This is a genomic window from Lacrimispora sp., assembly GCF_031982545.1.
Taxonomy (GTDB): Bacteria; Bacillota; Clostridia; order Lachnospirales; family Lachnospiraceae; genus Lacrimispora.
Genome location: NZ_DALYXB010000005.1, coordinates 75542 through 89696, shown reverse-complemented (window position 1 = coordinate 89696; position 14155 = coordinate 75542). Strand labels below are relative to the sequence as shown.

Here is a 14155-nt window from a genome sequence, read left to right as displayed (position 1 = left end):
CGGTCAATGTTTATTAAAAAATATGGGGATATGATTGTCGGCGGATTTTTTATGATTTTATCTGCCGGAATGATGATTATGGCAAAAATGCTGCCGAAATCAGCAATTATGGATATCGGTCCGGATTTCATGCCGATGTGCATCGGGATTGTGACCTTTCTTCTGGCGGCGGCTCTGGCATTCTTAAATGTGAAGAATTTAAAAATGAGAACAGCCGAAGCTGAAAAAATGGAAAAGGAAGAGCTGGATTATAAACGAATGCTTACCAGCTTTATGCTGATCCTGGTCTATGTTTACTTACTTCAGCCCGTTGGCTTTATTGTTACAACAATTCTTTATTTACCATTTCAGATGTATGTTCTGGCCCCTGATGAGAAGAAGACGAAAAAGGACATCATACAGCTGGCAGTAACTTCTGTTGTATTTACCTTTGTTGTATTTTTCCTGTTCCGGTATGGATTCAAGATCATATTGCCTGCTGGTATATTCACCATTAATTTATAGGAGGGGAAGCTATGAATGCATTAATTTCATTAGGTAACGCTTACGTAAGAATTTTTACTCCGTCTTCTCTTCTGCTTATGGCAGCAGGAGTGGTTGTTGGAATTATATTTGGTTCCATACCTGGTTTATCAGCCTCCATGGCTGTAGCGTTGTTTTTACCGCTCACATTCAGTATGTCCCCGTCGATGGGTATGAATATGCTGGTGGCTGTCTACATCGGAGGTATCTCAGGCGGTTTGATTTCAGCGATTCTGTTAAATATGCCTGGTACGGCGTCTTCCATCGCCACCTGTTTTGACGGCTATCCTATGGCACAAAAGGGAGATGCAGGAAAGGCTCTGGGATTTGGAATCGTATTTTCCTTCCTTGGATCGGTATTTTCCTTTATTGTTTTAACGTTCTGCGCTCCTTTACTTGCGGACATTGCGTTAAAGTTTACTCCTGCTGAGAACTTCGGCATTTCCTTCTTTGCACTGACCATGGTCGCGGTACTGGCTTCCGGCTCCATGCTGAAGGGAGTACTGGCTGGAATGCTGGGACTGATTTTCTCCCTGGTTGGAATGGCTCCCATTGACGGAACAGCACGTTTCACCTTTGGTTCAAGCTCTCTGATGGCAGGTTATGATACACTTCCAACTCTGATCGGTATCTTTGCCATATCCGAAATTCTTATAACAGCGGAATCCATGGGGCATGGCAAAGTGGAAACCATTAAGATGAAACCAATTAAAGGCTTCGGCTTTACCTGGAAGGAATTTGTTTATCAGATTCCAAATGCCATTCGATCCGCCCTGATCGGTACCGGAATCGGTATTCTTCCAGGAATCGGAGGAAGCACCTCAGGAATGCTTGCCTATGTAACTGCCAAAAACATGTCAAAACATCCGGAAGAATTCGGAAAGGGCTGCCCTGACGGAATCGTAGCTACTGAAACAGCGAACAACGCCACTATCGGAGGAGCAATGATCCCGCTGCTGGTTCTTGGAATACCAGGAGACGGAGTAACAGCCATGATGCTTGGAGGATTTTTAATTCACGGCTTATCGGCAGGACCTCTTCTGTTTGTTAAAAATGCAGATGTAGTATATGGAATTTTTGCAGCCTGTATGATCTGTATCACTCTGATGCTGTTAATCGAGTTCTTTGGAATTAAGGTATTCGTACAGCTTTTAAAGATTCCGAAGCATATCCTGATGCCTCTGATCCTGGTTTTATGCTGTGTGGGCGCTTATGCAACCAACAACCGGATTTTCGATGTACAGTCCATACTTTTATTTGGACTGGTAGGATATTTATATCATAAGTTCAGACTGCCAACTACGCCGTTTGTATTGTGCTTCCTCATAGGAAAAATGCTGGAGACATATCTCCGAAGAGGAATCATGCAGTACAAATCATTTGGAGCATTCTTCCAGAGACCGATTTTTGACGCATTCTTTTTTGTGGCAATCGGAGTAGTGGTTTGGTCGGTTTATAAAGAATACAAGATGTACATGAACAAAAAAGCGGTGAAGGCTTCTGAACAATCATAAAAAAGGAGAGCAAAAACTATGAAAAAAAGATTTTTGGCAACAGTAATGGCGGCGGGGGTCGTTCTTGGCATGACAGCATGCGGAGCCAGCCAGACACAGTCAACAACAGCAGCAGAAACAACAAAAGCAGCAAGCTCTGAGGCAGCAGCTACAAAAGGATCAGAGGCAGCTGGCACCCAGGCGGCAGCTTCCACCTGGAAGCCGACCACTACCGTATCCATCGTGGTTCCGGCAGGCGCAGGCGGCAACACAGACCTTTCCGCCCGTGTATTTGCCGAGTATGCAAAGAGAATGACAGGTGCTGATTTCATCGTGGTAAATGCCAATGGAGCCGCTGGTTCCGTAGCAGCAAATCAGGTTCGCTCTGCAGCTGCAGACGGACATACCTTCCTTTATGGTCACAATCTGGTAAATGTGGCAAATATTGCCGGAGTAACCGATTACAATTATACCGCTTTTAAATTAGGACCAACATTTGCACTTGATCCGGCACAGCAGTTCTATGCAAATCCGGAGAAATATAAGACACTTGACGAGTTCATTCAGGCAGCAAAAGCAAATCCAGGCAAGTTAAAAGCATGTACCGAAGTAGGCGCATATACGTACTATGAGCTGCTTGCATTTGAAAAAGTGGCAGGAATTGATCTGGATCTGGTAGATGTGGGCTCTAATTCCGATAAGATTGCAGCTATGCTTTCCGGTCAGGTAGATTTAATGCCGGGCGCTTATATTAACTGTAAGGATTATCTGGAAGCAAAACAGTTTGTATGTCTTGGAGCTCCCACAAAAGAGCGTTATGAATTAATCAAGGATATCCCGACTTTAACAGAGCAGGGAGTGGATTTAGTATATCCAAACTGTGAATTTTCCTTCTATTTCCCAAAAGATACATCTGATGATGTCATTGCCTGGTACGATCAGCTGGTTAAGAAAATGACCGAAGATCCGGAAGTAAAAGAGGCAATTGCCAAAGTTGAAATGATGCCTTACTATTTAAGCTCTTCTGATTCTGAGGCAAATGACGAAAAGATTTACAATGAGATTAAACAGATCGCTGATGATCTTGCAAAATAATTAAATAAATTGAAATTAACAGCCCTGGGAGCCGGTTTTCAAATTGGCACCCAGGGCTGTTATTAATTAAAATAGTTCCTTATGGCATTACAAAAACATTGGCTTGCCTGGCTTTGAATCCAGTTTTTTCTTGTTACCAAAGCGTTTAGTCTGGTAAGCGTTGGTTCCACATGATAATATGCCACGTGTTCCCGGTCTACTGCACAGGAATCGCTGATAAATGTGACTCCAATTCCCATGGCAACCATACTTCTGGTTGTGGATATGCTGTTGGTTTCACAAACCGTACTGGGGATCCAGCCGGCATTTTCCAGTACCATATCGGTAAGGCGGCGAAGAGTAGAGCCTTTTTTAGACAGCAGAATATTTTCTTCCCCAAAGCTCTTTGCAAATTCTCCAATTGGGATAGGTCTGTCCGGATTTTTCTTCCGGTATGGATGATTTACAGGAATGGAAAATAAAACTTCTTCCTCCCGGAGTATGGTCACCTGATCAGGAGAAAAAGGATCGATTTCATTGATCGCCATGATTCCACAGTCGATGCTTTCTTCCGATATCATTCTCGTAAGTCCGGGAAGATTGGTTTCTGAAATTTCAATGATAATATCCGGGTATTGAACTTTGAAAGCCGGAATAATATCAGTCAGCATGGTAAGGCCGAACTGTGAGGTCACTCCTACGGTTATGTGACCGCGGTTTTCAATATTCTGAATATTCTGATAGAGGACATTTTTTATGGACATGACTTTTTCGGCCGCTTCTATATAAAGGGAGCCTGCCGGTGTGAGAGTTAACCTGCCTTTGCTCCGGTAAAACAATGGGGTGCCAAGTTCACTTTCCAGCTTTGAGAGGTACTGGCTTAAGGTGGATTGGGAGACAAAAAGTTCTTCAGCAGCTTTCGTCATGTTCTCTTTTTTGGCGATTGTCAGGATGTAGGTCAGATAGCGGGTGTCCATAAAAGTGCCTCCTTGTTTGTGCGGGTGTGTGTTAGGAATAGGAAGTGTGGTTATTATTTATTTATTTATCATATCATAGTTGGGCTGGATTTACATTTCTTTTGTCACAACTTATCATCTGGTTATTCTTGCTTTCTATCACTTGCTGTGTTAGCATTGTGATAGAAAAGACATTATGGATGAACAGAGGATAGATGTGATTGGAAATACATTAGCAGATCGTATACGGCAACTGCAGGATTTTGTCATGGAACGAAAGCATCAAATCTAATTTACAAAGCAGAAAGTTGGAACTTTTTATGGCAAGTATTAAAGAAATAGCAGAAATGTCCGGTGTTGCCAAAAGCACGGTATCCAGATATTTAAATCAGGGATCTGTCAGTGAAAAAACTGCCGAACGGATAGAAGAGGTCATCAAAAAAACCGGTTACTCCCCCAATCAGTTTGCCCAGAGCTTAAAGGCGAAAAAGACAAAAATTATCGGAGTAATTATTCCAAGGCTTAATTCCAATGCCATGTCGGAAACACTGCTGGGCATTGATGATGTGTTGCAGCTCAATGGATTTCAAATGATTATTTCCAATACCAATCAAAATATTGCCAGAGAGATTGAAAGTATTTATTCTCTTGCAAAACAGAAGGTTTCCGGTATCATTCTGGCTGCCACGGTAATCACAGATAAGCATAAAAAAGCATTTGATGAGATCTCAATTCCCATTGTTGTGATCGGTCAGCAGGTGCCGGGTGTCCCAAGCGTGATTCATAACGATTTTGAGGCGGGATATTGTCTGGGTAATTATATTTTCCAGAAAGGCCATCGGTTTGTCACTTATCTTGGAATTCCTGAGACAGATGTATCGGTTGGTGTAAAAAGGAAACAGGGAGTGATAAAAGCTTCCAAAGAATATAAAAATTCAGTTCTTAATATAGAAGAAACTTCGTTTTCTTCTCAGGATGCTGTGATTATGGCAAAGAAAATCCTTACAGGAAAAAATCAGCCTACTGCAATTATTGCCGCAACCGATAATATTGCAGTGGGAGTGTTAAAAGCCTGCTATCTTCTGGGTGTAAAAGTCCCGGAGCAGCTCTCAATCGTTGGAGTAGGTGGAGATAAGATTACGGATCTGGTATATCCTGGAATTACAACGGTTAAGTTTTTCTTCAGGGAAGCCGGAGGTATTGCAGCAAAAAGTCTCCTTAAGTTATTAGAGCATGAAAAAACGGAAGAAGTCATCGTTTCACCATATGAATTAATAGACCGTTTTAGTGTTGACAAACCACAATAGAAGAAGTAAAATTCAATTATAAGGAACCGGTTCCAAAAAACAGAAACTGTTCCTTATAATTTCACCCATTATTGGAACCGGTTCCAATAATTCGGAAGTTGAGGTAATTTATGATAACAGGTAATACAAAGTCAGGTGGCATATCGAAAGAGGAGTATTTGGATCTGGAAAAAAAAGTTCAGAACAGTCCCTGGCGGCAAAGCTTTCATATACAGCCGGTTACCGGACTTTTGAATGATCCAAATGGTCTGGCCTGGTACAATGGTTTCTACCATGTATTCTATCAATGGTTTCCATTTGGACCTGTTCACGGAACCAAATACTGGTACCATCTACGATCCAGGGATCTTATTTACTGGGAGGACTTAGGAATTGGGTTAGCGCCAGACCAGAGCTTTGACAGCCATGGTGTCTATTCAGGAAGCAGTATGAGAAAGGATGGGCTTTTGTACCTTTTTTATACTGGCAATCACAGAGATGATGATTGGGTAAGGCACAGCAGCCAGTGTCTGGCAGTTATGGACCAGGAAGGCAGAATTGTAAAGATGACTTCCCCTCTCATACCGGACCCGCCGGCTGGGATCACAGAGCATTTCAGAGATCCAAAAGTGTGGAAGGGAAAGACTGGATACCTGATGATAACAGGTGCCCAGAAGCTCTCACAGACCGGTACGGCTTTGATTTATCAAAGCTCAGATTTAATACAGTGGGATTACCTGGGTGAGCTGAAAGTTTCGTGGAAGACAAAGGCTTATATGTGGGAATGTCCCGATTATTTTGAGACAGAGGGCCATGGCATTTTAATAATGTGTCCCCAGGGAATGGAAAAAGAAGAGTCTGGAAATTCTAATATTTACGAAGCGGGGTATCTAATAGGGAATCCCATGAATGAGGAAACATTAACCTTCGACGGAAGCCGGTATGAGAGACTTGATTACGGTTTTGATTTTTATGCCCCTCAGACCTTTTTAGACCCATTGGGAAGAAGAATATTGTTTGGTTGGATGGGGCTGCCTGAGATTTTATACCCCACGGACCGGTATGGCTGGGCCCATTGCCTGACGATTCCCAGAGAACTCACGGTTGTAAACGGGCGCTTAAGGCAGAATCCAGTAAAGGAAATGGAACAAATGAGAAGAGAGGCGGTTTGTGAAACCATTCTCATGGAAGACGAAAGCTATCAGGACGTAAGATTTTATGGCAGACATTACGAACTGCTGGTTCAGATCATGGATCAGACGGCAGGAGTTTTTGAGATCAGTGTAAGACAAAATAAACAGGAACAGACAATGATCCGATATTCCAGGAACGACCAGATGATTTGTGTGGACCGAAGTGCTTCCGGAGAGGTTTTTGCAGAGGACTACGGATTTTTGCGTAAGGCGAAGCTGGAGGGCGGATTAAAAGAAGTCCGGATTTTTTCGGATGAATCCTCGTTAGAGATTTTTATCAATCAGGGGGAGGTCTCTTTTTCATTAAGGATATTTCCACACAGGTTAAGTGAAGAGACGGTATTTACAGCAAGAGAAGGTAGTGTAAAAGCATCAATTCAAAAATGGAACTTAAGAGTATAGTTAAGACAGGAGTGTAATCATGAACGATAAAAATTTGGCTGAAAAGATTGTCCAGAATATTGGTGGGAAAGAAAATGTGAAGAGTCTTACACACTGCATGACAAGACTGCGCTTTGTTTTAAAGAACGAACAGAAAGCAGATAAAGAAGCGCTGGAGAAATTAGATATTATGCAGGTGGTACGGGGCGGAGGCCAGTATCAGATTGTCATCGGGACCAATGTAAAAGATGTATATGATGAGGTAATAAAACTGACAGGAGATGTGGATGGCGGGAAAGATGACAGAGACGGGAAAGAACAGAAACTGTCAGCCAAGATCTTCAATGTGATTTCAGGAAGCTTTACGCCCATTATACCAGCCATTTTAGGTTCTGGTATGTTAAAGGCATTGCTTCAGATTCTTGTGGCAGCAGGAGTAATGCAGTCAACATCAGGAACTTATGCCATATTAACAGCCGCCTCAAATGCAGTATTTTATTTTCTTCCAATCATTCTGGGAATCACATTTGGCACCCGTATGAATGTGAATCCTTACATATCCGGTGTAATAGGAGCAGCTCTTTTAGAGCCGAACTATACCCGGCTTTTAACATCGGCTGGAGGAAGGACGGATTTTTTGCATATACCGGTGGTGTTAATGGATTATTCCTCTACTGTTTTCCCCGTTATACTGGCAATCTGCACCTATGTTCTCATTGACCGGCTGTTAAAAAAGATTATTCCAGGGGTATTTCAGGTGCTGTTTGTACCTATGCTGTCTCTTATGCTGGTGGTGCCCATCACCTTAATTGTGTTTGGACCTTTTGGAATTTATACTGGCACTTTTATTTCCAATGTTTTAACATTTGCTCTTGGGAAAAATGCGGTTCTTACAAACATCGTATTTGGTTTCATAGGAATTCCTACGGTTATGCTTGGACTTCACTGGGCGCTGATCCCTGTTATTATTAATAATTTATCTACGACAGGCCAGGATTTTCTACTTCCAACCGTTCAGGCGACTGCTTATGCAGGGGCAGGTGCGGCACTGGGTGTATTCTTTAAAACCAAAGATATTAAATTAAAAGAGCTGTCTTTTTCAGCTTTTGTACCCGCTTTTCTAACCGGTATTACAGAGCCTGTGATTTATGGAATCTTCTTTAAATTCAGACGGGTGTTATTTTATGCCATGTCCATGAGTGCTGTGGCAGGTGGTCTTTGCGGGATTTTCCATATATCCGCTTCTCAGCTGGCAGGAGGTATTATGGTCATTCCTTCCTATAATCCGGCGGTCAGCTTTGCAATCGCCATGGCGGTGGCATTTGCCGGAACCTTCCTTTTAACTTATGTATTTGGCTATGAATCTGTGGGGAAATCAGCCCCAACCCCTGTTGACATGGATTCAACAAAGTTAGATCTGACGGTTCAAAGGACAATGATTGCGCCTGCGAAAGGAACGGTTGTTCAGCTTGATCAGGTTTCTGATGAGGTCTTTTCATCAGGCACATTGGGAAAAGGAATCGGAGTGATTCCAGACAGTGATGAGATATTTGCACCGGCAGACGGAACGGTTGTTACGGTCTTTACTACCCGGCATGCAATTGGAATCAGGACGGATTATGGAGCGGAGATGATCATTCATATCGGAATTAATACGGTTGAGCTTAAAGGTAAATATTTTGATATACGTGTGAAGGAGGGGGACAAAATTACCTCTGGCCAGGTGATTGGAAACGTGGAATTTGATAAAGTAAAAGAGGCAGGATATGATACGACTGTGATGCTTATCGTAACAAATACGGATCATTTTCGTGAAGTGAAAATAATGGAGCCGGATTCCTTTCAAGACCCGGTAATCCAGGTTGAGTAGGAGGGATGGCTGATGAAAGTAAGAGAAATTGTTGACAGCATTATCACGGAGACAGGTGTGATTCTGGATCCGCTAAAAACTGTGGACCAGATTATTATTGGGGATCCGGATACGGAGGTTACGAAAATTGTAACGTCGTTTATGGCGACCGTTGATGTGATTTTAGAGGCGGTCAGACTGGGAGCCAACTTCATTATAACCCATGAACCAACCTGGTTTAACGGAAGGGATCAAAAAGAATGGCTGATCAATGATCCGGTTTATATCAAAAAGAAACAGCTGATCGAAGAAAATCACCTTGTAATATGGCGGTTTCATGATTATATGCATGCGGTTTCGGATGATATGATATATCATGGATTTGATCAGGACATGGGCTGGAGTAATTATAAAGAAAGAAAAGAAATCCTAAAAGAGGAGAAAAATCCTCTGGTGAAAGCCCAATTGTGTTATCAGATTCCAGAGATGAAGCTTAAGGATCTGGTTATGAAAATAAAGGATTCTCTGGATGTGAAGTGTGCAAGAGTGATTGGAGACCAGGAGGGAACGTGCCGCCGCATCGGAGTAATGGTGGGAGGCGGAAGCCTGGGTCTTGGTGACGAGAAGAACACCATGGAGCTTATGCGCAGAGAAAATTTAGATACAGTGATATGCGGAGATATAACGGAATGGACGCTCAGCGCCTATATTAGAGATGCATCCATGCTTGGGTTTAACCAGTCCATGATTATCATTGGGCATGAGAGAAGCGAAGAATCCGGTATGAAACATCTGGTTGGGTGGCTGCAAAATATTCTTCCATCACAAACCGTTATTTTTGTTGATGCAAAAGAGCCATTTATTATTTGCTGACCCGGATGGGTAGTTTTGGTTTTGGTGACAGGAGGCAAATTTACTTTTTCAATTCTCATTTTTCATTATTAGCAATTTCCTTCATATTCCTTTTATTATTATTGTGATATAATATTTATAAGATACACGCATAAATGAAGGCACAGAAGAATGAGAGGAATGACACATACAATGAGAATCTTATTGGTGGAGGATGAACCAGATTTAAATGGGCTGATCGTGAGAAAACTAAAACTGGAACATTATACCGTTGATTCCTGCCTCAATGGTCTTGACGCATTGGATTATCTGGAGACAGAATATTATGATGCTGTCATTCTGGATAGTATGATTCCAGGGGTCAGCGGGCTGGAACTGCTAAAAAAAGTAAGAAGTCAGGGAAAGAAGACTCCTGTGCTTTTGATGACTGCGGATGACAATGTTTTAGACCGAGGCACCAATCCGGAATTACAGGTCGATGAATATTTGCTGAAACCCTTTGCCTTACAAGAACTTCTTACGAAAGTACGGGCAATGTTAAGGCGGTATTACGGCAATATCAGCAATATTTTTGAAGTTGGTGATCTGATCGTAAACTGTGATGCACGGAGAGTAATGAGAAATCAGAAAATCATTTCGCTGTCATCCAAAGAATTCTCCATATTGGAGTATTTAATCCGTAATACAGGTGTGGTGCTTTCCCGTGAAAAGATCAGTCAGCACATATGGAACTACGACTATGAAGGAGAATCCAATATGATTGATGTGTACATTCGGTATTTGAGAAAGAAAATTGATGAAGGCCAGCCGGTAAAGCTGATTCATACGGTCAGAGGAGTGGGATATGTTTTGAGGGTTCCAGGCGTTGTAAGAAAATAAAAAATGGGCAGAAATCAGGAGCTTTTGGACTGATTTCTGCCCATTTTGCTTATTCACTTCAGCAGCCCCATTACACCATTGTTCATAAAGCCATTGAGAAGCAAAACTGTCTTTTCAATATCAGGTTGTTCTTCCCTTGTAAAGCAATACGTCATCACACCAATAATAGCGGACATGGCATATTCCAGACTGCATTCTAATTTATAATCATCTGGTTCATACGATTGTAACATGGGGCGTACCAGGTCTTTGTATGTGTTTTTCATTTTCTCCTGAAAGGCAGGATCCCCGTTTTTTCCTAACAGGACAATAAAATATTGCTTGTTTTTATTGTACACTTCCACAAGATGTTTCAGTGGAAATTGCATGCCCCTATTCGATACCATTTTTTTGTGTTTTTCAATATCTGGTAATACGGAAGCTTCAATTTGCTCCAGCACATCGTAGACATCCGTATAATACTCATAAAATGTGCTTCTGTTATAACCTGCCTTTGTTGTAATGTCTTTAACCGTAATTTTTTCAATTCGTTTTTCACAGTAGATCTGCCAGAACGCATCTGCTAAGTTTTTTTTAGTCTGCATCGTAATTTCAGGCTGCTTTATCAAAAAAATCCCTCCATTCCCTTTTAAAATCCAACAAATAAATCATGATTGTCGGTTGATGAAGAATCGTGATTTCATTACAATATGATAATACAACAGATTGTTGGATAAAGTAAAGCTTTAATTTTAAGGAGGTTTCAACATGGCAGAAAATAAAGCAAATGATTCCAGGCAGCAAAAAGAAACCCTTGATCCCATGATGCTTAAGGTGTCAATAATCCTGGTGTTTGCTTCCCTTGCACCGCTATTGGATTCTACAATGGTCAATGTTGCCATTAAAACGATTGCAGGTGAATTTAATAGTACGGTTTCCATTATACAGTGGGTGATTACGGGATATGTGCTTGCAATGGCAATTGCGGTTCCGGTTTCTGGCTGGGCGATTAATCGTTTTGGAGGTAAACGGCTGTATCTATTTTCACTGATTCTATTTTTGGTGGGTTCGGTTCTTTCATCACTGTCATGGAATATCGGTACTCTGATCGGGTTTCGGCTTCTTCAGGGAATTGGCGCAGGTTTACTGATGCCAACTATGACAAATATGCTGGTTCAAATATCCGGAGGCCGGAATATTGGCCATATGGCGTCAATTGTCAGCCTGCCCATGCTTTTAGCACCCATCCTGGGACCGGTTCTTGGCGGGGTAATAGTCAATAGTCTGGGCTGGCGCTGGATCTTTTATGTTAATATTCCGGTGACCATTATTGCTTTATTACTGGCTTTCTGGGGAATACCAGAGGCCAGCCCCACAGAAGAGAAACAGCCTCTGGATATGATTGGTATCTTGCTGCTGTCCCCGGCATTTGCCCTGCTCATTTATGGCATTGCACAGATAGCTTCTCATGGTGGATTAAACAGCAGTGCAGTTTTTGTCCCGACAGTAACAGGACTGCTTATAATGGCTGCATTTATTTTTTACGCTTTAAATACCAGAATATCTCCAGTGCTTGATCTGCATCTTTTTCAATCACGTAATTTTTCCGCCACGTCTGTTTTGCTTTTCATGTCAGGTATTATCACCAATGGCGGCATGCTTCTTCTTCCGTTATTTTATCAGCAGGTGCGTGGCGAAAGCGTTCTCTACGCCGGTCTTATGCTGATTCCTCAGGGAGTTGGTATGCTGCTCACAAGAACCCAGATGGGGAAACTGACCGACCGGATAGGAGCCCGTCCGATTGTTATGGTAAGCCTTATCATCACAGCGGTGGGTACTTTGCCATTTGCTTTTGCTGATTCCGGAACAAATGCAGTTTTGTTAGGTGCAGCGCTTCTGATACGAGGGGCTGGCCTGGGCGGAGTATTCATTCCGCTTATGGTTTCTGCCTATGTGGGTCTGAGAAGTGAGCAGATTCCTCATGCCAGTATTGCCACAAGAATACTGCAGACAATTGGAGGCGCGTTCGGATCTGCAGTCCTTGCGACAATTGTAGAGCAACAGTTAGCCAGCCGCTCTGCATCGGGAGTACAGAATGTTGTAAGTGCGTACAATGTTGCTTTTTGGTGGTCTGTTGGCTTTACAATTGTGTCAGTGATTCCTACCCTGTTCCTGACCGTGTATAAAAAATCGGAACCGGCATCGTTTAAAAATCTGCAGGCTGATGGGAAATAAGCGGGCGGATTTCAGATTTGAAAAAGGAGAGTAATCAAGATGTCAACAATTATTTATTATTTTACAGGGACAGGAAATTCTCTATATTGTGCCAGAAGGATTGGGGATCTGCTTGGGGATACGACAATCCTTCCCATTGAGGCTGACGGTAAGAAAATAGCACTTTTGAAAGCCGACAATATTGGCCTTGTATTTCCTGTATATGCTTTTGGCCTGCCAAATGTGGTTAAGCAGTTTATAAAACATCTGTCATCTGATAATAAAGGAAAATATTATTTTGCCGTTGCTACCAATGGCGGCAGGGTAGCCGGAGCATTGGTACTTACGCGCAGATTGCTTGGGGCAAGAGGCATTAAACTTTCAGCAGGTTATTCTGTAATCATGCCTACCAACATGATATTGTTGCATGAAACAAACGAGGAAAAAAGAAAAAACTTTTTGACTCAATGGAGAAGAAAGTTTGGGAGATCGTCTCGGCAGTTAAATCCCGTGAGTACCATGCAGTGGAAATGGGCACCATGACCGACAGAATTTTAAGAACAGGTATGTTGTATCGGTCTGTCTCGCCGTTTATTAAGCAAATGGACCATAAGTTCAAGGTAGATCAGGGGTGCATTGGCTGCGGATTGTGCAGCCAGGTCTGCCCTGTCCATAACATTGAAATTAGGAATGGAAGACCGTGGTGGTATCATCAGTGTGAGATGTGTCTTTCATGCTTAAACCTATGCCCCAGGCAGGCTGTTCAATACGGAAACATGTCGGAAGAAAAACAGAGGTACAGGAACCCCTATGTTGACATAAAAGATCTTATGCGCCGTTAAAAGTGGCATTGCATGCAGCAATGCCACAAAGTCTTTTGAATTTCATGAATGTTGCTGTATAATACTTAATTGTAACATAAACAGAAAGACTGGGGTGATTTATATGAATGAAATAATAACAGACCGTTTGGTGATACGTAAGTTTACAGAAAATGACGGGGAAGATTTGTATGAGTATTTTTCTAATCCAAACGTGTTGGAGTTTGAACCATACAAGCCATATTCAAGAGAGAAATCTTATTCAGAAGCAAAAAGGCGTGCTGGTGATGAGCGGTTTCTTGCTGTATGCTTAAAAAGCGGAAAACTCATCGGTAATTTCTATTTTGCAAAAGAAGAATTTGAAACCTGGGAAGTGGGTTATGTTTTCAATGATAAGTACTGGGGGAAGGGGTATGCCACAGAAGGACTTCTGGCACTGATGAAATATGGTTTTCATGAGCTTGGTGTAAGAAGAATGATTGCAATGTGTGATCCCCAGAATCCTCATTCCTGGAAACTGCTTGAGCGCGTGGGGATGAGAAGAGAGGGGACATTGCTTCAAAATGTATATTTTTTTACCGATGAGGACGGCAATCCCATATGGAAAGATACTTATGAATATGGGATATTAAAATCGGAGTTTCAATAATCAGTGA

The 14155-nt window shown here is 42.2% G+C and carries 12 protein-coding genes and 1 pseudogene; 11 read left to right on the top strand and 2 right to left on the bottom strand.

What is annotated here, in order from left to right; genetic code table 11:
• Positions 1-6 precede the first annotated feature (6 nt).
• Genes ABS301_RS09875 through ABS301_RS09865 form a run of 3 tightly spaced genes read left to right on the top strand, consistent with a single transcriptional unit; the run spans position 7 to position 3110 of the window.
• Entirely contained in the window at positions 7-504 is a 498-nt protein-coding gene (locus tag ABS301_RS09875) for a tripartite tricarboxylate transporter TctB family protein (RefSeq protein WP_349672069.1), read from the top strand.
• A gap of 11 nt (positions 505-515) precedes the next feature.
• Complete coding sequence (locus tag ABS301_RS09870) at positions 516-2036, top strand: tripartite tricarboxylate transporter permease (RefSeq protein ID WP_349672068.1); 1521 nt, start codon at positions 516-518, stop codon at positions 2034-2036.
• 18 nt (positions 2037-2054) lie between these two features.
• The gene (locus ABS301_RS09865) at positions 2055-3110 is read left to right on the top strand and encodes a tripartite tricarboxylate transporter substrate binding protein (protein ID WP_349672067.1); all 1056 of its coding nucleotides are present in this window, start codon (positions 2055-2057) and stop codon (positions 3108-3110) included.
• Between the two features lie 62 nt (positions 3111-3172).
• On the opposite strand, the gene ABS301_RS09860 is transcribed toward ABS301_RS09865, so the two are convergent.
• Positions 3173-4066: a LysR family transcriptional regulator gene (locus ABS301_RS09860; RefSeq protein ID WP_349672066.1), complete on the bottom strand. Its 894-nt coding sequence runs from the start codon at positions 4064-4066 to the stop codon at positions 3173-3175.
• A gap of 299 nt (positions 4067-4365) precedes the next feature.
• On the opposite strand from ABS301_RS09860, the gene ABS301_RS09855 reads away from it, so the two are divergent.
• The 5 genes from ABS301_RS09855 to ABS301_RS09835 all read left to right on the top strand — a co-directional run bounded on the left by ABS301_RS09855 (position 4366) and on the right by ABS301_RS09835 (position 10485).
• Positions 4366-5352 (top strand): LacI family DNA-binding transcriptional regulator, encoded by a 987-nt coding sequence (locus ABS301_RS09855; protein WP_349672065.1) that lies wholly within the window; start codon positions 4366-4368, stop codon positions 5350-5352.
• Positions 5353-5462: 110 nt separating this feature from the next.
• The gene (locus tag ABS301_RS09850; RefSeq protein ID WP_349672064.1) at positions 5463-6926 is read left to right on the top strand and encodes a glycoside hydrolase family 32 protein; all 1464 of its coding nucleotides are present in this window, start codon (positions 5463-5465) and stop codon (positions 6924-6926) included.
• Positions 6927-6945: 19 nt separating this feature from the next.
• Entirely contained in the window at positions 6946-8775 is a 1830-nt protein-coding gene (locus tag ABS301_RS09845) for a beta-glucoside-specific PTS transporter subunit IIABC (RefSeq protein WP_349672063.1), read from the top strand.
• 12 nt (positions 8776-8787) lie between these two features.
• Positions 8788-9627 (top strand): Nif3-like dinuclear metal center hexameric protein, encoded by an 840-nt coding sequence (locus ABS301_RS09840; protein ID WP_349672062.1) that lies wholly within the window; start codon positions 8788-8790, stop codon positions 9625-9627.
• Positions 9628-9798: 171 nt separating this feature from the next.
• Complete coding sequence (locus tag ABS301_RS09835; RefSeq protein ID WP_349672061.1) at positions 9799-10485, top strand: response regulator transcription factor; 687 nt, start codon at positions 9799-9801, stop codon at positions 10483-10485.
• 53 nt (positions 10486-10538) lie between these two features.
• Here ABS301_RS09835 and ABS301_RS09830 read toward each other — a convergent pair whose 3' ends face one another.
• Positions 10539-11093 carry a TetR/AcrR family transcriptional regulator gene (locus ABS301_RS09830; RefSeq protein WP_349672060.1) on the bottom strand — a complete coding sequence of 185 codons (555 nt, stop codon included), beginning with the start codon at positions 11091-11093 and terminating at the stop codon, positions 10539-10541.
• Between the two features lie 139 nt (positions 11094-11232).
• Between ABS301_RS09830 and ABS301_RS09825 the strand changes: the two genes are divergently transcribed.
• The 3 genes and pseudogenes from ABS301_RS09825 to ABS301_RS09810 all read left to right on the top strand — a co-directional run bounded on the left by ABS301_RS09825 (position 11233) and on the right by ABS301_RS09810 (position 14148).
• The gene (locus tag ABS301_RS09825; protein WP_349672059.1) at positions 11233-12699 is read left to right on the top strand and encodes an MDR family MFS transporter; all 1467 of its coding nucleotides are present in this window, start codon (positions 11233-11235) and stop codon (positions 12697-12699) included.
• 39 nt (positions 12700-12738) lie between these two features.
• Positions 12739-13497 (top strand): annotated as a pseudogene (locus tag ABS301_RS25795) (EFR1 family ferrodoxin); the annotation flags it as partial.
• A 126-nt stretch (positions 13498-13623) separates the two neighbouring features.
• On the top strand, positions 13624-14148 hold the full coding sequence (locus ABS301_RS09810; protein ID WP_349672056.1) for a GNAT family N-acetyltransferase: 525 nt from the start codon (positions 13624-13626) through the stop codon (positions 14146-14148).
• Positions 14149-14155 lie beyond the last annotated feature (7 nt).

Bases quoted from the DNA above. Each gene is read 5' to 3' on its own strand.
- ABS301_RS09875 (WP_349672069.1), top strand. From the start codon at position 7: ATGTTTATTAAAAAATATGGGGATATGATTGTCGGCGGATTTTTTATG.
- ABS301_RS09870 (WP_349672068.1), top strand. From the start codon at position 516: ATGAATGCATTAATTTCATTAGGTAACGCTTACGTAAGAATTTTTACT.
- ABS301_RS09865 (WP_349672067.1), top strand. From the start codon at position 2,055: ATGAAAAAAAGATTTTTGGCAACAGTAATGGCGGCGGGGGTCGTTCTT.
- ABS301_RS09860 (WP_349672066.1), bottom strand. From the start codon at position 4,066: ATGGACACCCGCTATCTGACCTACATCCTGACAATCGCCAAAAAAGAG.
- ABS301_RS09855 (WP_349672065.1), top strand. From the start codon at position 4,366: ATGGCAAGTATTAAAGAAATAGCAGAAATGTCCGGTGTTGCCAAAAGC.
- ABS301_RS09850 (WP_349672064.1), top strand. From the start codon at position 5,463: ATGATAACAGGTAATACAAAGTCAGGTGGCATATCGAAAGAGGAGTAT.
- ABS301_RS09845 (WP_349672063.1), top strand. From the start codon at position 6,946: ATGAACGATAAAAATTTGGCTGAAAAGATTGTCCAGAATATTGGTGGG.
- ABS301_RS09840 (WP_349672062.1), top strand. From the start codon at position 8,788: ATGAAAGTAAGAGAAATTGTTGACAGCATTATCACGGAGACAGGTGTG.
- ABS301_RS09835 (WP_349672061.1), top strand. From the start codon at position 9,799: ATGAGAATCTTATTGGTGGAGGATGAACCAGATTTAAATGGGCTGATC.
- ABS301_RS09825 (WP_349672059.1), top strand. From the start codon at position 11,233: ATGGCAGAAAATAAAGCAAATGATTCCAGGCAGCAAAAAGAAACCCTT.
- ABS301_RS09810 (WP_349672056.1), top strand. From the start codon at position 13,624: ATGAATGAAATAATAACAGACCGTTTGGTGATACGTAAGTTTACAGAA.